At 72.9% G+C, this 21817-nt stretch carries 16 protein-coding genes; 13 read left to right on the forward strand and 3 right to left on the reverse strand.

The genetic code is table 11. The annotated features are described in order from the left end of the window. Positions 1 to 37 precede the first annotated feature (37 nt). Positions 38 to 3712, reverse strand: coding sequence for a hypothetical protein (locus tag ACF089_RS25260; RefSeq protein WP_392030673.1), 3675 nt, complete (start codon positions 3710 to 3712; stop codon positions 38 to 40). A 110-nt stretch (positions 3713 to 3822) separates the two neighbouring features. Here ACF089_RS25260 and ACF089_RS25265 point away from each other — a divergent pair, with 110 nt between their 5' ends. After that, positions 3823 to 5268 carry a hypothetical protein gene (locus ACF089_RS25265; RefSeq protein ID WP_392030676.1) on the forward strand — a complete coding sequence of 482 codons (1446 nt, stop codon included), beginning with the start codon at positions 3823 to 3825 and terminating at the stop codon, positions 5266 to 5268. A 132-nt stretch (positions 5269 to 5400) separates the two neighbouring features. Here ACF089_RS25265 and ACF089_RS25270 read toward each other — a convergent pair whose 3' ends face one another. Next, positions 5401 to 5883: a hypothetical protein gene (locus ACF089_RS25270; RefSeq protein ID WP_392030679.1), complete on the reverse strand. Its 483-nt coding sequence runs from the start codon at positions 5881 to 5883 to the stop codon at positions 5401 to 5403. A gap of 69 nt (positions 5884 to 5952) precedes the next feature. On the opposite strand from ACF089_RS25270, the gene ACF089_RS25275 reads away from it, so the two are divergent. The 5 genes from ACF089_RS25275 to ACF089_RS25295 all read left to right on the forward strand — a co-directional run bounded on the left by ACF089_RS25275 (position 5953) and on the right by ACF089_RS25295 (position 13750). Then, positions 5953 to 6642, forward strand: a complete 690-nt coding sequence (locus ACF089_RS25275) for a GntR family transcriptional regulator (RefSeq protein ID WP_392030683.1) — start codon at positions 5953 to 5955, stop codon at positions 6640 to 6642. A 2-nt stretch (positions 6643 to 6644) separates the two neighbouring features. Next, on the forward strand, positions 6645 to 9134 hold the full coding sequence (locus ACF089_RS25280) for a glycosyltransferase (protein WP_392030687.1): 2490 nt from the start codon (positions 6645 to 6647) through the stop codon (positions 9132 to 9134). 173 nt (positions 9135 to 9307) lie between these two features. Beyond that, a complete protein-coding gene (locus tag ACF089_RS25285) occupies positions 9308 to 9958 on the forward strand; it encodes a hypothetical protein (RefSeq protein WP_392030690.1) in 651 nt (216 codons plus the stop codon). 194 nt (positions 9959 to 10152) lie between these two features. After that, positions 10153 to 12810: an ATP/GTP-binding protein gene (locus ACF089_RS25290; protein ID WP_392030693.1), complete on the forward strand. Its 2658-nt coding sequence runs from the start codon at positions 10153 to 10155 to the stop codon at positions 12808 to 12810. A gap of 4 nt (positions 12811 to 12814) precedes the next feature. Further along, a complete protein-coding gene (locus ACF089_RS25295) occupies positions 12815 to 13750 on the forward strand; it encodes a phosphotransferase (protein ID WP_392030696.1) in 936 nt (311 codons plus the stop codon). Between the two features lie 43 nt (positions 13751 to 13793). Here the strand turns inward: ACF089_RS25295 and ACF089_RS25300 are convergent, their stop codons facing one another. Beyond that, positions 13794 to 14537, reverse strand: coding sequence for an SLATT domain-containing protein (locus ACF089_RS25300; RefSeq protein ID WP_392030699.1), 744 nt, complete (start codon positions 14535 to 14537; stop codon positions 13794 to 13796). Between the two features lie 310 nt (positions 14538 to 14847). Between ACF089_RS25300 and ACF089_RS25305 the strand changes: the two genes are divergently transcribed. From ACF089_RS25305 to ACF089_RS25335, 7 genes are all read left to right on the forward strand, one after another. Next, positions 14848 to 15183 (forward strand): YbaB/EbfC family nucleoid-associated protein, encoded by a 336-nt coding sequence (locus tag ACF089_RS25305; protein ID WP_392031279.1) that lies wholly within the window; start codon positions 14848 to 14850, stop codon positions 15181 to 15183. A 63-nt stretch (positions 15184 to 15246) separates the two neighbouring features. After that, positions 15247 to 15846, forward strand: coding sequence for a recombination mediator RecR (recR, locus tag ACF089_RS25310; RefSeq protein WP_392030702.1), 600 nt, complete (start codon positions 15247 to 15249; stop codon positions 15844 to 15846). Next, on the forward strand, positions 15839 to 16495 hold the full coding sequence (locus ACF089_RS25315; RefSeq protein ID WP_392030705.1) for a DUF5063 domain-containing protein: 657 nt from the start codon (positions 15839 to 15841) through the stop codon (positions 16493 to 16495). The genes recR and ACF089_RS25315 overlap by 8 nt, the downstream gene beginning before the upstream one ends. A gap of 260 nt (positions 16496 to 16755) precedes the next feature. Further along, complete coding sequence (locus ACF089_RS25320; RefSeq protein ID WP_392030708.1) at positions 16756 to 18027, forward strand: aspartate kinase; 1272 nt, start codon at positions 16756 to 16758, stop codon at positions 18025 to 18027. After that, positions 18024 to 19082, forward strand: a complete 1059-nt coding sequence (locus tag ACF089_RS25325; RefSeq protein WP_392030710.1) for an aspartate-semialdehyde dehydrogenase — start codon at positions 18024 to 18026, stop codon at positions 19080 to 19082. Before ACF089_RS25320 ends, ACF089_RS25325 begins: the two co-directional genes overlap by 4 nt. A 628-nt stretch (positions 19083 to 19710) precedes the next feature. Further along, on the forward strand, positions 19711 to 20283 hold the full coding sequence (locus ACF089_RS25330) for a SigE family RNA polymerase sigma factor (protein WP_392030713.1): 573 nt from the start codon (positions 19711 to 19713) through the stop codon (positions 20281 to 20283). Then, entirely contained in the window at positions 20280 to 21791 is a 1512-nt protein-coding gene (locus ACF089_RS25335) for a hypothetical protein (protein ID WP_392030716.1), read from the forward strand. Before ACF089_RS25330 ends, ACF089_RS25335 begins: the two co-directional genes overlap by 4 nt. Positions 21792 to 21817 lie beyond the last annotated feature (26 nt).

The following is a 21817-nucleotide window of genomic DNA, read 5'->3' on the forward strand; positions in this document are numbered from 1 at the left end:
GGGGGCCGGGCGGTCCCGGTCCCGCGCACCGCACGGTCTACTCCGGGCAGGTCCGGCGGTACGCGATGCCCGGCAGATAGGTGCTCCACTCCGAGACCGACAGGCCGACACCGGCCCGCTCGCAGACCGTCGCGGCCGCCCGCTCGGCGGAGAGCGGATAGGAGCGCGAGGCCACATGGGGCGTCGACACCCGAAGCTCCTTGCCGTCCGGCGCGAAGGCCAGCGCCAGCACCGGGCCCTCGGCGCGCGGCAGGGGCGCGCCGGGGGAGCGGGGCGAGGCGGTGTCCCAGAGCCGTACCCCGCCGTGGGTGTCCCCGACGGCGAGGGTGCGGCCGTCGGGGGAGAACGCCAGCGCCGGCGGATAGGAGCGCCTGGTGGTGAAGGGGATCCGCTCACCGGGGGCGAGGACCGCGATCCGGGGTATCCCGTCGCCGTCCCAGAGCGTGATCCGCCCCTGCCGGGCGCTCATCGCCATGAAACGGCGGTCCGCGCTGAACGCCGCCGCCGTCGCCGGGCCCTCCCCCCTCATGACCTGGTACGCGGTGCCGTCGCTCGGGCTGACGATCCGCCGGTGCTCCGTGAAGTAGAGACCGTTCGGGGTCGTCGTGAGCAGCCGGCCGTCGTCCGCCCGCCGCAGCGTCGACCAGACGTGCCGCCCGGGCCCGGGCCAGAGCCGGGCGGTGTCGAGGGCCTTGACCGCCATCGAGGCGTGCGACACCGCGATCTGAACGCCTTCGAGGGAGAACGCCATGGCGGAGACGTCGGCGCGCGCGGGGAGCGTCGCCTCGACGGCCCCGGTGTCGCGATTCCGTACGACCACCCGGCCCCCGGCGTACGTATGGGCGAAGAGCGGTCCGTCGGCCTGGAAGGCCATCACCGGCTCGCACTCCCGACCGCAGCGCTCCGGGACGGGCAGCCGGTGCCGGGGCGTCCCGTCGGCGTCCCGCAGCGCGATCCCCCGGGCGTGCGCGGTCGCCAGGGCCCGGCGGTCCGCGCTGAAGACGGCGGTGGTGAGAGGGATCCGTTCCCGCAGCCGGGCGGCGGTGAGGTCGAATTCGACGGTCCGCAGCGTCGGGTTGGGGCCGCCGCCCGCCGCGTAGCGGATGACGCCCGCCTCCAGATCCAGCCGCAGATCGTGGAGGTTCATCCCGTGAGCGGGCGCGTGGAACACGGGAGCGCCGGTCGCGTCGGTCCGCCAGAGCTGGATCACCTCATGGGTGAGGGTCGCGACATGGGAGCCGTCCGCGCTGAAGGCCGTCTGCGGCAGGCCGTCGGTCTCGATCCCCGGCCGCTCCCGGCCGGACCGCGCCTCCCAGATCCGGATCCCGGTCTCGCCGCTGAGCGCGAGGCCCCGGCCGTCGGGGGTGAACCGCATCTCCCCCTCCCCGCACCTCCCGCTCCTCGGCAGCCACGGGGTCGGGAGCCTGCGGCGGTCGCGGACGTCCCACAGCTGGGGCCCGCCGCGGTCCGGGCAGTACGCCAGCAGCCGGTCGTCGGGCGAGACCTGGACCTGGCGCCCCTCCGTCGACCGGGTCCCGGTGTCGAGCAGTTCGCGGCCGGTCGCGATGTCCCACAGCCGGAGCGTGCCGTTCGTCCGATGGGTGGCGAACGTCCTTCCGCCGGGGGTGAACCAGCCCTGCAGCTCCTCGGATCCGTCGCCGCCGGGTCCGAACGCCGGGCCCATGCGCGCGCTCTCCAGATCCCACAGCCGGACGCCCTCGGGGGCGGCCACGGCGACGGTCCGCACATCGGGGCTCACATCCAGGATCCGCTCGGCGTGCTCGCCGAGGCCCGGCAGGATCCCGCCCCCGCCCTTCTCGGACCGCCTCTCCCGCGCCTCCACGTCCCAGCGCTCGGTGCGCTCCGGGCCCACCCGGACCACGGTCCGGCCGTCCGCGCCGTACCGCCGCCAGACGGAGTTGTCCTCGGGCTCGGAATCCGGGACGGCCGGGGTGTAGGCGTCGGTCTCGGGCTGGGCCGCCGCCGCGAACAGCGCCTCCCTGGTCTCCGGCACGTCCGCCGTCCGCCACGCCGCCAGACTCAGCCGCATCGCGGTGGCCGGATCGGAGACCCGAAGGGTGTCCGCGACCCCGGCCAGCCGCCGGGCGTCCGCCTCGGTCGCGCGCCGGCCGCTCTCCCGGCTCTGGTGCCAGGCGGTCAGCCCCGCGATCACCGCGAGGCAGAGCAGCACGGAGAGGGCGACGGTCAGCCCGCGCAGCCGTCGGGCGGTGCGGGCGGCGGCGCGCAGCCCGTCGTGGTGGGCGGAGAGGGAGGCGTCGAGGAAGTCCCGTTCGAGCGGGGTGAGTCCGTCATGTTTCACGTGAAACGCCTCGTGGGCGGACTCCAGTTGGGCTCCCCGGTAGAGGGCCCCCGGGTCCCGGCCCAGCTCCGACCACATCCGGGCCGCGTCGGTCAGTCTGCGGTGGATGCGCAGCAGCTCCCGGTCCTCGCCGATCCAGCCGCGCAGCCGGGGCCAGCCGGTGATCAGCGCCTCATGGGCGAGATCGACCGCGCTGTCGTCGACGGTGAGCAGCCGGGCGCGCACCAGCCGTTCCAGCACCCGGGCGGAGGCGGGGGAGCGGACCAGCTCGTCGCGGGCGGCCGGGCGGCGGGTGTCCTCGGTCGCATCCCCCGGTGATATCAGCCGCAGCAGCAGATCCCGGGCGGCCCGGGCCTCCCGCTCGGTGAACTCGGCGAAGACCTCCTCGGCGGTGTGCGCGATCGCGCCCTGGACGCCGCCGATCGCCTCGTACGCCGCCTCCGTCAGGGTCCGGCCGCGTCTGCGCCGCCAGATCTCCAGCAGGGCGTGGGACATCAGCGGCAGCCCGCCGGGCTCGTCCGCGACATCGGCGACGATCCGCGCGGTCAGCGCGCGCTCCACGATCAGCCGCCCGGCGCTCGCGGGCCCGACGACCGCCTCCCGCAGCTGGGCGGGCGTCATCGGGCCGACCAGCAGCACGGAGTCCTTCAGCGCGGCGGCGAGAGCGGGGTGCTCGGCGCACCGGCCGTAGAAGTCGGCCCGTACGGCGATGACGGTCCGGACCCCGGCACCGGTCAGCAGCTCGATGAACGCGTTCCGCTCGGCGGGGTCCCGGCAGAGGGTGAAGACCTCCTCGAACTGGTCGACCAACAGGAGCGCCCCGGGGGTGAAGAGCGCGCGATGGGTACGGGCCGGGGCCGGCCCGGGGGTGAGGATCCGGATCACGGACGGAGCCGGCCCGCCCGGCTCCCCGGGCTCGCGCAGCGCGGGCACCAGCCCGGCCCGCAGCAGGGAGGACTTCCCGCTGCCGGACGCGCCGACGAGCGCGGCGAACGGGCCGCGCCGGGTCAGCTCCAGCAGCTCGGCGACGAGCCCGTCGCGCCCGAAGAAGTGGTCGCGGTCCTCGGAGCCGTACCGGGCGAGACCGGGGTAGGGGGCCGCCGTGCCGTCGTCCCGGGCGAGGACGGGCTCGTCGGCCGCCGCCTCGTGCCAGCGCTTCTCCCACACCTCCGGATCGCCGCCGCAGGCGGTCGCGTAGGCGAGGACGACCGGGAGCGAGGGCAGCCGCTCCCCGGACGCGGCGGCGGAGAGCGTGGGAGCGGAGTATCCGGCGAGGGCCGCCATCGCCCGATAGGTGGGGGAGCCCGCCGTACGGCGCAGCTCACGCAGCTCATGGGCGAAGGACTGCACGGGCCCGGCGGCCGGGTCCACGGGTTTCTCACGACGTCCCACGTTCCCGGCCTCCGGCTGCTGTCCCCCCAACGGTCCCAAGGAGCGTAATGAATTGATGGGCACGGCGTGGGGGGCCTGCCCATCAACGCGGCGGCCGGTGGACTCGCCGGATGATCGACACCGTGCTCCGGCCCGCCCGTCCCGTCCCCCGGGCGGGCGGCCTCTCCGTCCGTACCGTCGTGCTCGCACCCGCCGCGCTGATGCTGGTGCTCGGGGCCTGGGGCATCAGGCGCGGGGGGACGCTCTGGGGCGACGAGGCCGTCACCTACGACATGGCCCAGCGGTCGCTGCCGGAGATCTGGCGGACGATCGCGTCGGTCGACGCCGTGCACGGCCTCTACTACGTCTTCATGCACGCCGTGTTCGCGGTCGCCGAGCCCGGACTCGTGGCGCTGCGGCTGCCGTCCGTGCTGGCGATGTGCGCGACGGCGGCCGGCGTCGCGCTGATCGGCCGGCGGCTGGCGGGCCCCCGGGCGGGGCTGCTGGCCGGACTCGTCCTGCCGCTGCTGCCGGTCGTGCAGCGCTACGCGCAGGAGGGGCGCTCCTACGCGCTGGTCTGCGCGCTGGTCACCGGGGGCACGCTGCTCCTCCTCCGGCGGCGCTGGGGCGCGTACGCGGCGGTCATGCTCGCGGCCTGTCTGCTGCACGAGTTCGCCGTGCTGACGCTCGCGGCGCACGGGGTGAGCCTGTGGTGGCGCCCGGCCGCCGGCCGGCCGGACGTCCCCGGGGCGGGGTCGCGGCGGATTCCGCCGCGCGGCTGGACGGCCGCCGCGCTGGGAGTGACGGCGGCGCTCGCCCCGCTCGCCGTGTTCAGCACCACCCAGTCCGGGCAGGTCGAGTGGATCAGCTCCCCCAAGGGCGGCCAGCTCGCCGCCTACGCCGCGCTCGCGCTGCTGGGCTGGGCCTGCGCCCTGGCCCCCGGCGGCGCGGCGGTGCGGGCCGTCGCCCTTCCGCTGCTGGTCATGCCGCCGGCGCTGCTGCTGGCGGTCTCCTACCTCCACCCCCTGTTCGTGGACCGCTATGTGCTGCCGTACGTCATCGGCCTGACCCTGCTGCTCGGCGCGGTCCTCGACCGCTGCTGGTCCCCGGTGCTCGCCCTGGCGTCGGCCGCCGCCGCGCTGGCGACCCTGATCTGCTTCGGCCCGTATCTGCGCTCGCCCGAGAGCCGCAAGAGCGATGTGGGCGCGGTGGCGAAGGTCATGGCGGAGGCCGGGCGGCCCGGCGACGGGCTGCTCTTCACCCCGGCCCGGCGGCGGGCGTGGACCCTGCTGCGCCCCGAGGCCGTCGGACATCTGACGGACCTCTCCCTGAAGGAGTCCCGCCGGGCCTCGGACACCCTGTACGGGACCGAGCTGTCCCCGGCGGAGATCCGGGCCCGGATGCTGGACCACGACGGCCGGCTGGTGGTGGTCCAGGACCTGGTGGGGCAGCCGCTGGACGCGGTCGAGGCGGAGGAGGTCAAACGGGAGGTGCTGCGGACCCGCTTCACCCTCTGCGAGGAGCGGACGGTGAGCGAGGCGAGGGTGGGGGTGTACGCGCGGGACGGCGACTGCTGAGCGCGGCCCGGGGGTCTCCGGCCCCGGCCCCCGGCCCCCGGGCTCCGGGCCCCGGTGGCCGTGGGTCCGGCCCGGGGCCCGGGGCCCGGGGCCCGATGCCCCGGAACTCCGGTGTCCCGGTCCTCCGGGGCCTCAGCCGGGCCCGGGGCCCGGGACCGCCTCCACCTCCAGGAACCACCGCCGTCTCGGCCCCCGGTACAGCAGCGCCTCCCACCCCAGCTCCCCGAGCACCCGTGCGCACTCCCGGAGCGCGCTCTCGTCCTCGCGCCCCGCGCCGCCGCCCGCCGGTCCGGCCCACTCCACCCGCACCGCGCCCGCCCGGTCCGCGTCCAGCACCCGGTACCCCGTCGCGACCCGCTCCCCGTCCTCGCCCACCGCCGAGGGGGCCGCCCCCGAGGCCTCCAGCGCCAGCGCCACCGCCCGCGTCATGTGATGCCGCTCCCACGGCGCGGGCGCGTCCCCGGCGCCCGAGACCCGCCGGATCTGGAGCAGCCCGGCGAACGCCGTCCGCACCTCGGCGGCCCGCGCCCCCTCCGGTCCCGCACCCGGCGGACCGTCCCCCGAGGCGGCCTCGAAGCGCCCGCCCCCGGACCCGCCGCCACCTGCTTCGTTCACCTGCACCTCACCGGTTCGTACCGACTGGCCTATCGTGTCCGGGACCCCCCGGCGAAGGAGAAGCCATCGATGCCCGGCCCCGGCCCGCGCGGTGCGAGTACCGCTGTCACCCGCAGCACCCTGCGGCAGCAGATCGCGGACGCGCTGCGCGACGAGGTGCTGGCCGGGCGACTGCTGCCCGGACAGGAGTTCACGGTCAAACAGATCGCCGAGCAGTACGGAGTCTCCGCGACCCCGGTGCGCGAGGCCCTGGTGGACCTGGCCGCGCAGGGGCTGCTCGACTCCGACCAGCACCGCGGTTTTAGAGTGCACCAGTTCTCCGTCGCCGACTACCGCGCCATGGTCGACTCCCGCTCCCTCGTCATGGAGGGCGTCATCCGGCACGCCGAACGCCTGGGCCGGACCCGGGTCGGCGGCAAGGCCGTGGTGTCGGTGCGCCGCCGCGCCGAGGAGGCGGCCCGCGCCGCCCGCTGCGGCGACCTGGACATCCACATCGGCTACGACCTGCGCTTCTGGCATGAGCTGGGCTCGATCGTCGCCAACACCTACATCGCCGGCTTTCTGCACCGGATGCGGGTGCAGAGCTGGGTCTTCTCCGTACCGCATCTGCGCGTCGACGCCGACCGGCGGCACTGGCTGTGGAGCGGACACGAGGAACTGATCGACGCGGCCTCCCTCGGAGACCTCACGGTGGCCCGTTCGGTCATCCGTCTGTACAACGACCGGGCGCTCGCCTGGGCGGATCGGCTGGAGCGGTGAACATGGAACCGGTCCCCGGACCGACGGCGGCGTACGGGAGCGGCTACGGCACGGCGTACGGCGGCGGTGTCGGACTCAGCGTCGTCATACCGGCGTACAACGAGGAGAGCCGGCTGCGCCCGACCCTGGACGCGATCGCCGCGTATCTGCGGTCGGACCCGGAGCGCTGGGGCGAGTGGGAGGTGATCGTCGTCGACGACGGCTCCACCGACGCCACCGCCGAGATAGCCCGCGAGGCCTCGGCCGAGGAGCCGCGCATCCAGCTGATCAAGGCCGACGGCGGGGCGAACCGGGGCAAGGGGGACGCGCTGCGGCGCGGCGTCCTCGCCTCGTACGGCCGCCGGGTCCTGGTCACCGACGCGGACCTCGCGACGCCGATCGAGGATCTGGACCGGCTCGACACCCGGCTCCGGGCCGGGGGGACGGCGGCCGCCATCGGCTCGCGCGCCCACCCCGACTCCCGTATCGAGGTCCATCAGTGGCGGGTCCGCGAATGGCTCGGCCGGATGGGCAACGGGCTCATACGCGCGGTCGCGGTACCGGGGATACACGACACCCAGTGCGGGTTCAAACTCTTCGACGGGGACAAGGCACGGGTGGCATTCGCCGATTCCCGGCTGGACGGGTGGGGGATCGATGTCGAGATACTGCGGCACTTCCGGCGCGAGGAGTGGCCGGTGACCGAGGTCCCCGTCCACTGGTCGCACCAGCAGGGCTCCAAGGTCAGACCGCTGGACTACGGCAGGGTGCTGCTGGAACTGCTCCGGCTGCGGGCCCGGACGGTCCGCCGCACGGATCTGCTGATCGTCCTCGGCTTCCTCCTCGCCTCCCTCGTCCTCTACAAGGACCTCTGGGCGGATCTGGACCGGGGATACCTCGCGGACGCGGGACAGGACCAGAACCAGTGGGAGTGGTTCTTCCGGGTCACCGCCGACAACGTGATCCATCTGCGCAATCCGCTCTTCACCACCCTCCAGGGACATCCCGAGGGCGTGAACCTGATGGCCAACACCGTGATGCTCGGGCTCTCCGTGCCGCTGACGCCGGTGACCCTGCTGCTCGGGCCCACCGTCACCTGGGCGCTGGTGCTCACCGTCGGCCTCGCCGCGACCGCGGTCTCCTGGTACTGGCTGATCGCCCGGCGGCTGGTCGCCAACCGCTGGGCGGCCGCCGTCGGCGCGGCGTTCGCCGCCTTCGCGCCCCCGATGATCTCCCACGGCAACGCGCACCCCAACTTCCTGGTGCTCTTCATGATCCCGGTGATCGTGGACCGCGCGCTGCGGCTCTGCGAGGGCCGGAACGTGGTCCGCGACGGAGTGCTGCTCGGCCTCTTCGCCACGTACCAGATCTTCCTCGGCGAGGAGCCGCTGCTGCTCGCCGCGATGGGCATGGTGCTGTTCGCCCTCGCGTACGCGGCGGTCGGACGGGACGTCGCGCGGACCGCCTGGCGTCCGCTGCTGCGCGGCACCCTGATCGGACTCGCGGTCTGCCTGCCGCTGGTGGCGTTCCCGCTGGGCTGGCAGTTCTTCGGCCCGCAGAGCTATACGCATGTGGTGCACGGGTCCAACACCGGGAACAGCCCGCTGGCGTTCGTGGAGTTCGCCGGCCGCTCGCTGCTGGGCACGGACGAGACCGCCGACCCGCTGGCGATGAACCGCACCGAGCAGAACGCCTTCTTCGGCTGGCCGGTGCTCGCGCTGACCGCCGCGATCGTCGTCGTGCTGCGGCGGCTCCCGCTGGTGAAGGCGCTCGCCTTCACCGCGCTGGTCGCGGCGTTCCTCTCGCTGGGGGTGCGCTTCCGCGTCCCGTACACCGACATCGTGATGGCCGGCCCCTGGCGGCTGCTCGCCGAACAGCCGCTGCTGGAGTCCGTGATCGAGTCCCGGGTCGCGATGATCTGCGCCCCGGTGATCGGCATCCTGCTGGCGCTCGCGGTCGACCGGCTCGCCGTGCACCCCGCCCGGACGCTGCGCGCGGCGGGCCTGGTCGCGGTCGCGGCGGCGCTGCTGCCCGTCGTGCCGACGCCGTACCCGGTACGGGAGCGGGAGCCGGTGCCCGCGTTCATCGCCGAGGGCATGTACCGCTCGTACCTCGCCGAGGGCGAATCGGTGGTCACCGTCCCGCTGCCCAGCCCCGGCGGCGCGGACGCCCTGTACTGGCAGTCCTCCACCGACCTGGGCTTCTCGGTGGCCGGCGGGTACTTCAACGGGCCCTGGGGCCCGGACCGGATCGGGATCTACGGCTCCACCCCGCGCCACACCTCCAACCTCTTCAACGACGTCCGCAACACCGGCCAGGCCCCCGAGCTGGGCGCCGACTGGCGGGACCAGGCCAAGGCGGATCTGGCCGCCTGGCGGGCGGGCGTGGTGGTGCTGCCCCCGCAGTACAACGACCACGCGCTGTACACCACCGTCGAGCGGCTGCTCGGCCGGGCCGGGGAGAAGATCGGCGGAGTGTGGGTGTGGGACGTGGGCAGGGTCGGAAACCGGTGAGGTGAGCACCGGTGCGGTCAGGGGGAAGCGTGTGCGACGGTGGTCCTGTGAGCGGCGAGGGGGCCGCGACCGCGGTGGCGCGGGCGGTGCCCTGTGCCGTGACCGGCCGGGGCACTACTCTGTCCCGACCGTCCAACGACAGTGCCCGATCCCGCCTGAGAGCGAGCCCTCCCTTGGCCTGTGACCTGTGGCTGGTCCCCCTCGTCGACGTGCTGTGCCACAGCCCCGACAACCCCTTCGCCGAAGAACTGGCCGCCTACGACAAGGCGCTCACGGACGCCGGCCAGCCCGCGGTCCCCGTCTTCGCCTATATGCCGGGGCTCTCCGGCGACGTGGCCCCGGTCGCCGGATTCGACTACGACGCGCTGCACTTCCTGCGCCGGGCCTATCTGCTCCAGCTCTGCGGGCTGGCCGTCACCCCCGTCGACGAACTGGGCGGCGACTACGAACAGCTGCTGGAGATGTTCGAGGCCACGGCCCAGCAGTCCCATCTGGTCTGGCACTACGACCACGCCGGGGCCTACGTCCCCGTCGACTTCGCCGCGCCCCTCTCCAACGACGAACTGCTCGCCGGCGGCGGCCCGCTCGGCTCCACCCAGGGCCTGCTGCGCGAACTCGAGTTCGTCGCCCCCTCCATCGGCATCGACCCCGCCAACCCGCCCCGTCCCCCCGTCCCCCCCGACCGCCCCACCACCCTGGAAGAGCCCGCCGGCGCCGTCCACCACGACGCCGACCCCTTCGCCCGCGAACGCCACGTCTGGCTCGGCCTCCACGCGGCGGCGACCCGCAGCCTGGGCCAGGGCTCGATGATCGTCTTCAGCTGACCGGGGACGGGGCGGGGCGACCCGCCCCCTCGCCGAGGCGTCACGGGATCCGACGGGCGGAGGCTTTTTTCCGCCGGGATGCGCCGGCCGGCGCGGTCCTGATCCGGCGATCACCCGTTTCCGCGGCCGCGCTTGACGTACGGTCAGGTCATTGGTGCGCTTGGTGACCTAGTCAAGGTGATGGGGGTGTCATCGTGCCCAGGTCGGATCTGCGGGCGGTGTTCCGGTCCAACGACCGAGAAGTGAAGGCGGTCGACTTCTTCGCCGACCGGCGCGACGAGTGGGACGCGGTCGCGGTGAGTCTGGCGAGACACGTCCAGCGGGTGAACGGCCCCGATTTCGACGTCGAGGACCTGGAGGCTCCCCGGCGCAACGTGCTCGTCTTCTACGGCGTGGGCGGCATCGGGAAGTCCACCCTGTCCCGTGGCATCGCCGAGCACGTGGCGGCCTCCGAGAGGGCCGGCTCCGGCTGGCCGTCCCTGGATCCGGAGCTCGGCCGGGTGGTGCCGGTCCGCGTCGATCTGTCGCGGGACGCGGGCGGGGACTTCGAGTCGCTGATGCTGGTGCTCCGGCTGGCCGCCGCCGAGCTGGGGCAGCCGATGCCCACGTTCGACATCGCCTTCGAGCGCTACTGGGAGCGCAACCACCCCGGGGAGCCGCTGGACGAGTACCTGCGCCGCCGCACCTGGTTCAGCCGGCTGCCCGGAGCCCGGTCGATGCCGGGACAGATGCAGTCGGCGCTCGCGGACGTCGCACAGGCCGTGGCACTCCCCGGCACGGCGGGAGCGCTGGTCGGACAGGGACTGCGCTCCCTGGTGCGCGCGCTGCGGGAACACCGTCACCAGGTGCGCGCGCTCGCCGAGTGCCGACGGCTGGCCGACCTGCTGGAGGCGGAGCCGGACACCGAGGCGCTCAGCTACTACTCGCACCTGCTGGCCTGGGACCTGAGCAGGGTCCCGGCCAAGAACCGGGTCACGCTGACAGTGCTGCTGGACACCTTCGAGGATGTCGGGGACCGCGTACACCGTGATCTGGAAAGACTGATTCAGCGCGTGGTGTGGCTGATGCCCAACGTGCTGTTCGTCGTCACCGGCAGAAATCGCCTCCAGTGGGCCGATCCCAGACTCGAGGGACAGCTGGACTGGGCCGGACCGCGGTACTGGCCGCTCCTCGCCGGAGGCGCCGGCGAGGAGCCGCGCCAGCACACGGTGGGATATCTGTCGGCGGAGGACTGCGAGACGTACCTGTGCGAACGGCTCACCGTCAGCGGGCGCCCGCTGATGGACGACAGGACCCGGCACACGGTGACAGCCAACTCTCATGGGCTCCCACTGTATTTAGATCTCGCGGTGATGCGATTCCTGGACCTGTACCGGCAGCACGGCCGGGCGCCGGAGCCGCAGGAATTCCATCTCGACTTCCCGGCCCTGGTCGCGCGGACCTTCCGGGACCTCGCTCCCGGCGCGCGCCAGGTGCTGCGGGCGGTGAGCCTGCTCGACTCCTTCTCCGTGGAGCTGGCCACGGCCGCGGCGGGCCTCGACCACGACGCCCCGGCCCTGGACCTCGTGGAGCGGCCCTTCGTGGACACCGACCCGGGAGCGCCCTGGCCGTATCGCGTCCACGATCTGGTCCGGGACGCGGTACGAGAGGCCGACTCCACCAGCGAGGACCGCTGGAGCCCGGCCGACTGGCGCCGAGCCGCCCAGCGCGCGTTCGACGCCCTGGAACGGGAGGCGGCGGGGGACCGCGTCCGGCTGGTGGCCGCGCTGCGCCAGGGGATGCGGCTGTCCAGGGACCACGGCCTGGAACTGGGATGGCTGGTGGACGCGGCCTTCCGGTACGTCGACGACTTCGTCTGGGAGCCGCTGGAGATCCCCGCCCCGGAGTCCGGTGGGGACGCCGGCCCACTGGGAAGCCCGGTGGAGGCGCTCGCCGTCGCGCTGTCCGTGATCGCGCAGCGTCAGCGGCTGCACCGGGGGCGGACCGCCGAGCGGCTGCGCGCCGTTCTGGACTCCGGACAGCTGCCGCCGTCCCTGGTGGAGCTGCCGCGGTACTTCCTCGCCGAGTGCGAACGAGATCTGGGGAACTTCGACCGGTCGCTGGAGGGAATGCGGCAGGTGGCCGACGCCGGGGGCCGGCTGGCCCCCACGGCCGCCCGGGGCCTGGTCCACCTGGCCCGCCGGGTGGGGCGTTTTCCCCAGGTCCGTGACGCGGCCCGGTCCCTCGGGGCGGAGGGCCGTCGCGACCGGGTCCTGGGCGACCTGTGGTGGACACAGGGGAGCATGGCACTGGCCTGTTCCTCCTACGCGGCCGGCCGCGATGACGCCCTCCGCGACGACCAGCCGGGGGAGGCCGCGCTGTCCCAGGCGTGCCTGGCCTTCGCCGCGGCGTTCCAGGACCGCGCACGCGCCGCCGAGCAGATCGCGCGGGCCGAGCACATGCTCGGAGGCGTGTCGATTCGATGGGCGGAGATCCAGACACGGATCGCCGGTCTCGTCCGGGACGCGGGCGTCGCACAGGATCTGCCGGGCCGGGCCCAGGAAGTGGCCTCCGCGGCCGCCGAGTCGGGACTGACCTCGTCGATCGCCTACGTCCGCTTCGCGGAATGCGTGCATGCGGCGGTTCTCGGCTCGGCCGGGCTCCTGGAGGAGGCGCGAGTCCGTCTCGGGGAGTGTGTGCGCGGAGAGGAGTTCGCCTACCTGGCGGAGCTCTCCCACCTCATCACGGGAGAAGAACCTCCGGCCGGCCTGCCCCGTGCGCAGTGGCTGGACGGACAGGCGCGGGTCCGGGCGCGCTGGAGTGCTGTCGTCGAAGACCGGCGCCGGGAAGCCGCCGCGAACAGAGGAGAATGAACGGGTGGCGAAGTACACCGCGTTGGACCAGATCGACCTGTCCGCCCTGGCGGGGCTCTACGGGCTCGAACGTCCTCGGCTGACTGCGCTGGCCGGAGGCGCGGCGAACTCCAGCTTCCGGCTGTCCGCCGCCGGGGGCGAGTACGTCCTGACCATCCTGGACAACCACGATGTGCCCAGCGCCCGGCGACTGGCGGCGCACACACAGGCCTTCCGGCGGCTCGGCGTGCCGACCTCCGAGGTCGTCCCGGCCGTCGACGGAGCTCTGATCGGCCTGCTCGACGGCCGGCCGGTGATGGTGAAGAGATGGATCGCCGGAGAGGTGCTGCAGCCTCTGCCGGTGGCGCTGCTTCCCGAGGCGGGGCGCATCCTCGCCCGGTTGCACACACTCCCCACGGACTCGCCGGGGCTGCGGGACATCCCCGCCGGCACCCGCAGGCTGACGGACGAGCACCTGGCCGTCGTCCCGGAGTTCACCGATACGGCCTTCGCCTCCTGGCTCACCGGCCGGCTCGACCGCGTCCGGGCGGCCGAAGCGCAACGGACCCGCGCCAGAACGGTCGTACACGGGGATCTCTTCGACGACAACGTGATCGTGGGCGGTGCGGGACGGCTGGCCGTCCTGGACTGGGAGACCGTCTCGCTGGACGATCCCCTCCTCGACCTCGGCATGGCGGCCGTGGGCCTCGCGCAGGAGGACGGGGCCCTTGCTCCGGAGCGCCTCAACGCCCTCCTATCCGGCTACCAGGAGGGTCTGCCGCTGTCCGAGGCCGACGCCAGTGCTCTGCCGATGGAGATCGAGCACGCGGCTCTGATCATCGCCTTCCACCGGTACTACCGGCACAATGTCCGCTTCCCCGACCCTGCCAAGAGCGCGCTGCACACCGGAATGATCAGGTTCGTGGACTCCGTGGCCGGCGCCGCCCGGCCGGTGGGCTGAGGCTGCGGCCCGCCGCCCCCCGCCCCCCGCCCGCCCCGCAGCGTCAGCGCGGGGATTCCGGGGGGCGTTGGCGCGGCATGTTGGGGCGGGCGCCCGGGGGGAGGGGGGAGCGGCCAGGGTGGGGGTGGTCGGGGAGGCGGGGGGCGGTGGGGGAAGGGAGGGGGGTGGACTGGAGGACGAGGGGGGCCGGGGCGCCGGCGAACTCGCGCATCCAGTCCGCGGTCTCGGCGCGGACCAGCTCGGTCACATCCTCCGAGAACCGCCGCAGCACCCCCAGACACCGTTCCGCCGCCTCGCTCGCCGTGCCCTCGGTCGGGCCCAGCACCTCCCGTACGCTCTCCGACGCCCAGTCGAACTGGAGCGCCTGGAGCCTGCGCTGCACCGCCTGCGCCGTGGCCACGTTCCGCATCCAGCCCGAGGTCACCCCGAAGTACCGGTCGCAGGCGAGGGAGGCGGCTCCCAGCAGCAGCGCGAGATAGCCCCAGCCCGCCGCCCCCGGCAGCGCGCCGGTGAGATCGACCAGCGGCAGGGCGGCTCCGGCGACGAAGCCGACGGCGGCCGCGGAGCGCAGCACCCTGCCCGTACGGCGCTTCCAGACGCGGTCCCGCAGATACCACTCGACCGTGCGCAGCGCGCCCGCCTCGACCCAGCGGAACAGCTCGTCGAGGCGTTCGGCGGGCTCGCCCCAGTCGCCGAGCGGGAAGGGCCTTCCGGTCAGATCGCCGCGCGGCGTCTCGCCGCGCTCCTCCCGGGCGGGGCCTCCGGGCTGCATCTCCGGCTGGCTCACCGGGGCACTCCTCTGAACGACGGGAACGACACGGATGTCGTGACTGCTGGGTGACGGCGATATGACACTGTGTGGCGAACGGTGTGCTTGTGCCTGGCACGCATGCTGTTGCGCAAGCCCTTCCTACCGCCGAATGGTGGTCCATGCGGCGGAAATCCCGGTATTTCCGACCACGCCCGGGCGGTGATCAGGTAGAGGACCCGCACGATACTCACTCGAAAGAGGCCCCGTCGCGAGGTTCGGCGAGCTGCCCGGCCACCACGTAGGCTCGGCATACCGAACAACCGTCGTCGAAGTGCCAGGAGTGACCGTGATCCCCGGTGGTGGCCAGCCCAATATGCAGCAGCTTCTCCAGCAGGCCCAGAAGATGCAGCAGGATCTCGCCCGCGCCCAGGAGGAGCTGGGCCGCACCGAGGTGGAGGGCCAGGCCGGCGGCGGTCTGGTCCGGGCCACCGTGACCGGCTCCGGCGAGCTGCGCGGTCTGGTCATCGACCCCAAGGCGGTCGACCCGGAGGACACCGAGACCCTCGCCGACCTGGTGGTCGCCGCCGTGCAGGCCGCGAACGAGAACGCGCAGCAGCTTCAGCAGCAGAAGCTCGGCCCGCTCGCCCAGGGTCTGGGCGGGATGCCGGGACTGCCCTTCTAAGCAGGGGGCAGACCAACTACCGTACGAGCCGTAGGGCCGTACGAGCCGAGGAGAGGCAGTCCGTTGTACGAAGGCGTGGTTCAGGACCTCATCGACGAGTTGGGCAGGCTGCCCGGCGTCGGTCCCAAGAGCGCGCAGCGGATCGCCTTCCACATCCTCCAGTCCGAGCCGACCGACGTCCGGCGTCTGGCCCACGCCCTGCTCGAGGTGAAGGACAAGGTCCGGTTCTGCGCGGTCTGCGGCAATGTCGCGCAGCAGGAGCTGTGCAACATCTGCCGCGATCCGCGCCGGGATCTGGCCGTCATCTGCGTGGTGGAGGAGTCCAAGGACGTCGTCGCCATCGAGCGGACCCGTGAGTTCCGGGGCCGCTACCACGTACTGGGCGGGGCGATCAGCCCCATCGAGGGCGTGGGCCCCGACGATCTGCGGATCCGTGAGCTGCTGGCCCGTCTCGCGGACGGGACGGTCACCGAGCTGATCCTCGCCACGGACCCCAATCTGGAGGGCGAGGCCACCGCCACGTATCTGGCGCGCATGATCAAGCCGATGGGCCTGCGGGTCACTCGGCTGGCCAGCGGTCTGCCCGTGGGGGGAGACTTGGAATACGCCGACGAGGTCACGCTGGGGCGTGCCTTCGAGGGGAGACGACTTCTCGATGTCTGACGTCATGCTGCACGCGACGCATCAGGACCCCGCCGATTTCGCGGTCCAGATCGCGGACTCGGTCGAGTCCTTCATCGTCGCGACCACAGAGGTCGCGAAGGGCGACGAGCCCGACAGCGCGGTGCCCTTCCTGTTGCTGGAGGTCTCCCAGCTGCTGCTCACCGGCGGCCGGCTGGGGGCGCACGAGGACATCCTCCCGGACGAGCGGTACGAGCCGGACACCGGCCCGGAGCCGGATGTGGACGATCTGCGGGAGCGGTTCGCCGTACTGCTGGATCCGGTCGACGTGTTCTCCGAGGTCTTCGATCCGTACGAGCCGCGCAAGGCGCCCGTCGCCTTCCGTATCTCCGACAATCTCGCCGACATCGTCACCGATCTGCGTCACGGTCTCGCCCACTACCGGGCCGGCCGGACGACGGAGGCGCTGTGGTGGTGGCAGTTCTCGTACTTCTCCAACTGGGGGCCGACCGCCTCCGCGACCCTGCGGGCCCTTCAGTCGCTGGTCTCCCATGTCCGTCTGGACCAGCCCCTCCAGGAGCTGGACGGGCTGGACACGGACGAGGACCTGGCGGAGGACGCGCTGGCGGAGGAGGCCGGCAAGGTGATGGCGGAGGAGATCGGCGTACCGCTCGGTCTGCGCACCGGCTGAGGAAGCCGTGAGGGGGCCCGGCGAGGGCCTCGCGGGGCCCCTCGGCGTGACCGCCGGCGGGCCCCGACTCCATGTGACTCGCCACACACCCCGCGTATCCGGCCGCCCGCCGGGCAGTAGTCGCTCCGAGCGCGGTCCGTGATCACCTGCTGAGCAGCGCGTCTCACGATGTGATTGCCCTCGGGCTGGTACGGACCGCTCGTTAGACTGAGCCGACCGCAGTACATGGCTGTGGTGGAGAAACCGAGCGAGGAGCGCACGTGGGCCTTGTCGTGCAGAAGTACGGGGGTTCCTCCGTTGCCGATGCCGAGGGCATCAAGCGCGTCGCCAAGCGGATCGTGGATGCCAAGAAGGACGGCCACCAGGTGGTCGTCGTGGTGTCCGCGATGGGCGACACGACGGACGAGCTGATCGATCTCGCGGGGCAGGTGTCGCCGATCCCCGCCGGGCGCGAGTTCGACATGCTGCTGACCGCGGGGGAGCGCATCTCCATGGCGCTGCTGGCCATGGCGATCAAAAACCTGGGCCACGAGGCGCAGTCCTTCACGGGCAGCCAGGCGGGCGTCATCACCGACTCGGTCCACAACAAGGCGCGCATCATCGATGTGACGCCGGGGCGGATCCGCACCGCGCTGGACGAGGGCAACATCGCCATCGTCGCGGGCTTCCAGGGCGTGTCCCAGGACAAGAAGGACATCACCACCCTCGGCCGGGGCGGCTCCGACACCACGGCCGTCGCCCTCGCCGCCGCGCTGGACGCCGAGGTCTGTGAGATCTACACCGATGTGGACGGCGTCTTCACCGCCGACCCCAGGGTGGTCTCCAAGGCCCGGAAGATGGACTGGATCGCCTTCGAGGACATGCTGGAGCTGGCCGCCTCCGGTTCCAAGGTGCTGCTCCACCGCTGCGTCGAGTACGCCCGCCGATACAACATTCCGATCCATGTCCGCTCGTCCTTCTCCGGACTGCGCGGCACCTGGGTCAGCAACGAGCCGCAGGGAGACCAGCAGGTGGAGCACGCCATCATCTCCGGAGTCGCCCACGACGTCTCCGAGGCCAAGGTCACGGTCGTCGGGGTGCCCGACAAGCCGGGCGAGGCCGCGGCGATCTTCCGTACGATCGCCGACGCCGAGATCAACATCGACATGGTCGTCCAGAACGTGTCGGCGGCCACCACGGCCCTCACCGACATCTCCTTCACGCTGCCGAAGACGGACGGCGCGAAGGCGATCGACGCGCTGGAGAAGGCCAAGGGCTCCATCGGCTTCGACTCGCTGCGCTACGACGACCAGATCGGCAAGATCTCGCTGGTCGGCGCGGGGATGAAGACCAACCCCGGAGTCACCGCCTCCTTCTTCGAGGCGCTCTCGGACGCGGGGGTGAACATCGAGCTGATCTCGACCTCCGAGATCCGCATCTCGGTGGTGACCCGCGCCGACGACGTGAACGAGGCCGTGCGCGCCGTGCACTCCGCCTTCGGCCTGGACAGCGACTCCGACGAGGCGGTCGTCTACGGAGGCACCGGTCGATGAACCGCAAGCCGGCACTCGCGGTCGTCGGAGCGACCGGAGCCGCCGGTGCGGTGATGCTCCAGATCCTCTCCCAGCACGAGGACGTCTGGGGCGAGATACGCCTTCTCGCCTCCCCGCGTTCGGCCGGCCGCAAGCTGGCCGTGCGCGGGGAGGAGTGCGAGGTGCTGGCGCTGGGCGAGGAGGCCCTCGACGGAGTCGACGTCGCCCTCTTCCTGGTCCCCGCCGAGGTGTCCGCCCATTGGGCGCCGATCGCCGCCGCCAAGGGCGCGGTGGTCGTGGACAATTCCGCCGCCTTCCGGCTCGACCCGGAAGTGCCGCTGGTGGTCCCCGAGGTCAACCCCCATGCCGTACGGATCCGTCCGCGCGGCATCGTGGCCGGTCCGCACGGCACCACCCTCGCCATGCTCCCCGCGGTGGGCGCGCTGCACGCCGAGTTCGGCCTGCGGGAGCTGGTCGTCTCCTCGTACCAGGCCGTCAGCGGCGAGGGCCGGGAGGCGGTGGCCGCGCTGCGGTCCCAGCTGTCGCTGGTCGCCGGTACGGAGCTGGGCGAGGCGCCCGGGGACGTACGCCGTGCCGTGGGCGAGGCCGGGCTCGGTCCCTTCGCCGCCCCGCTCGCGCTGAATGTGATGCCCTGGGCGGGCACGCTGGAGGATGACGGCTGGTCGTCCGAGGAGCTGGGGCTGCGGAACGAGACCCGCAGGATCCTCGATCTGCCGGATCTCAGGGTGGCGGCGACCTGTGTCCGGGTGCCGGTGCTCACCGGTCACTCCCTCACCGTCCACGCCCGCTTCGAGGGCGAGGTCACCGTCGCGCGGGCGCACGAGATCCTCGCGACCTCCCCCGGTGTGGTGCTCTACGACGATCCCGCCTCGGGCGGCTTTCCCACCCCCGCCGACGTGGTGGGCACGGATCCGGTCTGGGTGGGCCGGGTCCGCCGCGCCCCGGACGACCCGTGCGCGCTGGAGCTTTTCGTCTGCGGCGACAATCTTCGCAAAGGGTCCGCGCTGAATTCCGCGCAGATCGCGGAGGCGGTCGCCGCGGAATTCTCCCGGTGATATCAAACCCGGCCCCGGATGTCTGTTCTCTACTGACTTGTCCGTGATTTCTGGTCTGATTCCTGACTGTTGATCCAGATCACCCCTGTCCTGACCTGCTTGATTCATGATCAAAGCTGGACACGGGGGTGGTTGAGGTTTGTAGGATCTGTGAACGCCCCATGAGCACCCTGTGGACAGATCGGTGGTCTGTACCATTTGGACCGGAGTGTGGGGCGATCAGGAATTCGCTCCCCCGGGCTGCAACCGGCGACGGGGTGTGAGGCGTCTTCGCGATCACCTCTATACGGTGCCGCGAAAAATGGGGCATTGGGGAAGAGCGAGTACGCATGAGGGCAAATAAAACACCGTCAAAAGCGGTGGCGTACGCGTACAACCCTGACGGGGGGAAGCGTGTCCAACTGTTGTGGCAGACGTACTCGACATCGCAGGGGTGGCACCGGTCCGCAGCGCGCCCATGCGCCTGCTCCGGAGCGGTTCGGTTGTTCCGGTGCACGGCGGCTCGGCGCGCGGGAGTTCAGTGGCCCCCGCCCGAGGTGAACCGGACACGGCGGACCCCGCGCCCTCCCCGGAGGGCAGACGCGGCGCCCTGCTGCGCCCCGGACGCAGAAGCCGCCCGTCAGGCGGCATGCCGGTGATCGCTCCCATGCCCACGTCCCGCACCACCCGGCTGCCCTCGCAGCGCGGCGCCGACACGGCCGTCGCCGCCGGCACCACCGTCGACCACCTCACCGAGACCTACCGCGCCCACTACCGGTCGCTGCTCGGACTCGCCGCGCTCCTCCTCGACGACACCGCCTCCTGCGAGGACGTCGTCCAAGAGGCCTTCATCCGCGTCCACTCCGCGCGCAACCGCGTACGCGACCCGGAGAAGACCCTCGCCTATCTGCGCCAGACCGTGGTCAACCTCTCCCGGTCCGCCCTGCGCCGCCGCATCCTCGGGCTCAAGCTGCTCTCCAAGCCGATGCCCGACATGGCGAGCGCCGAGGAGGGCGCGTACGACCAGCTGGAGCGCGACGCGCTCATCAAGGCCATGCGCGGACTCCAGCGCCGCCAGCGCGAGGTCCTCGTCCTGCGGTACTTCGCCGACATGACCGAGGCCCAGGTCGCCGAGACGCTCGGCATATCCCTCGGCTCGGTGAAGGCGTACGGCTCCCGGGGCATAGCGGCGCTGCGCGTCGCCATGGAGGCCACGGCATGAGCGGGGACAGCAAGGACACCGAGCGGTACGGGCCGGACGGGCCGTTTGACGACCGGACTGGGAACGAGATGGTGAACAACGGGCCGGACGCCGATCGCGGCAACGCGGACGAGGCGTCGCAGAAAGCGGCCGCCGCGGGCGGGGCCGCCGAAGCGGGCCGGGCGGGTCGGCAGGGCCAGTCGGCGCAGTCGGCGCAGTCGGGCCAGTCGGCGCAGGAGCCCGGCGACACGGTCGGCGCACCGGTCGGCGGCCCGGGCAGCCCGGGCAGCCCGGCGGACGAGCCCGCCGGAGACCCCGCGGAGGAGCAGGCGGACGAGCCGGAGGAACCGGCCGCCGCGGACACCCCAGGCGCACCGGACACCCCGGGCACGCCGGACACCCCGGGCGCGCCGGCCGCCTCGGGTGCCTCGGCCGTCCCGGGGGCTTCGGGTGCCCCTGGCGACCCGGGGGGTTCGGGTGCTTCGGGCGGGGAGCTTGCCGAGGTTCTGGACCTGGGCGCGCTGCTCAAGGGCGCGGTGGACGATCTCGCGCCCTCGGAAGGGGCCCTCGACCATCTGCGCAAGGCGGTGCCCGCGCGCCGGGCGCGCAAGCGGCAGGCGCTGGTCGGCGTGGCCGCGGCGGTGCTGCTGATGGGCACGGCGATCCCCGCCTTCGTCCATGTGGCGAGCCCGGGCGGCGGCGACGCGGCCAGCCCGGTCGCCATCGGACGCGACCAGCACGCCCAGGGCGGCGCGGGGACCGAGAAGGAGAAAGAGAAGGAGAAGGGCAAGGCCAGCAGCTCCGCCAGCGGAAAGCCGGACAAGCCCAAGGACAAGGAGAAGCCCGAGGACAAGGAGCGGGCCTCCGAGTCCCCGGGCGCCCGCCCCGGCAAGGACACCGGAGGCGGCGGCGGGAGCACCGGCGGCGGAGCCCCGGACGAGACACCGGGCGGCATCTCCTCCGCCTCCCTGGTCTGCGCCGCCGAGCGGCTCGGGGTCTCCCTCCAGGAGGCGGGCGCTCCGGACGCCGAGGGCAAGGTGTACGGGGTCTTCCGCGTCTCCAATGTCTCCGGCACCACCTGCACCGTCGGCGGCGGCGGCACGATCGGCGTGCAGACGCTGGGCGCGGCGGATCCCGCCAAGGTCAGCGTGGTCCGGCACATGGCGGGCGGCCCGGCGACCGGTCTGCCCGATCCTTCGCTGGAGTCCGAATCGCTGTCGCTGGAGCCGAGCGAGTCGTACGAGGTGCGGTTCGCGTGGGTGCCGAGCGAGACCTGTCCGACCGAGGGCGGCGTCGAATCCCCGGCCCCGACTCCCTCGGAGGGCAGCGCCTCCGGCGAGACCGACGGCGGTGGCGGCACGATACCCGGGGAAGTCACGCCCCAGCTGGCCACCGAGGACGGCGGCCTTCTGGACGGCAGCGTCTCCGTGACCCATGTCGCCGAGCCGGGCGCTCCGACCGCCCAGGCCACCATCGGCAACGCCTGCGCGGGAACGCTCTATCAGACGGGCCTGCTCAGCGCCGGATGACGTGACGGCCCCGGCCGGGGCCGCAG

The sequence above is a fragment of the Streptomyces sp. NPDC014894 genome (genome assembly GCF_043080985.1).
GTDB lineage: Bacteria > Actinomycetota > Actinomycetes > Streptomycetales > Streptomycetaceae > Streptomyces.

What these genes read in the sequence shown, in the direction of transcription:
- ACF089_RS25265 (WP_392030676.1), top strand. Translation starts at nt 3,823, where the DNA reads ATGATCGACACCGTGCTCCGGCCCGCCCGTCCCGTCCCCCGGGCGGGC.
- ACF089_RS25275 (WP_392030683.1), top strand. Translation starts at nt 5,953, where the DNA reads ATGCCCGGCCCCGGCCCGCGCGGTGCGAGTACCGCTGTCACCCGCAGC.
- ACF089_RS25280 (WP_392030687.1), top strand. Translation starts at nt 6,645, where the DNA reads ATGGAACCGGTCCCCGGACCGACGGCGGCGTACGGGAGCGGCTACGGC.
- ACF089_RS25315 (WP_392030705.1), top strand. Translation starts at nt 15,839, where the DNA reads ATGTCTGACGTCATGCTGCACGCGACGCATCAGGACCCCGCCGATTTC.
- ACF089_RS25325 (WP_392030710.1), top strand. Translation starts at nt 18,024, where the DNA reads ATGAACCGCAAGCCGGCACTCGCGGTCGTCGGAGCGACCGGAGCCGCC.
- ACF089_RS25330 (WP_392030713.1), top strand. Translation starts at nt 19,711, where the DNA reads ATGCCGGTGATCGCTCCCATGCCCACGTCCCGCACCACCCGGCTGCCC.
- ACF089_RS25335 (WP_392030716.1), top strand. Translation starts at nt 20,280, where the DNA reads ATGAGCGGGGACAGCAAGGACACCGAGCGGTACGGGCCGGACGGGCCG.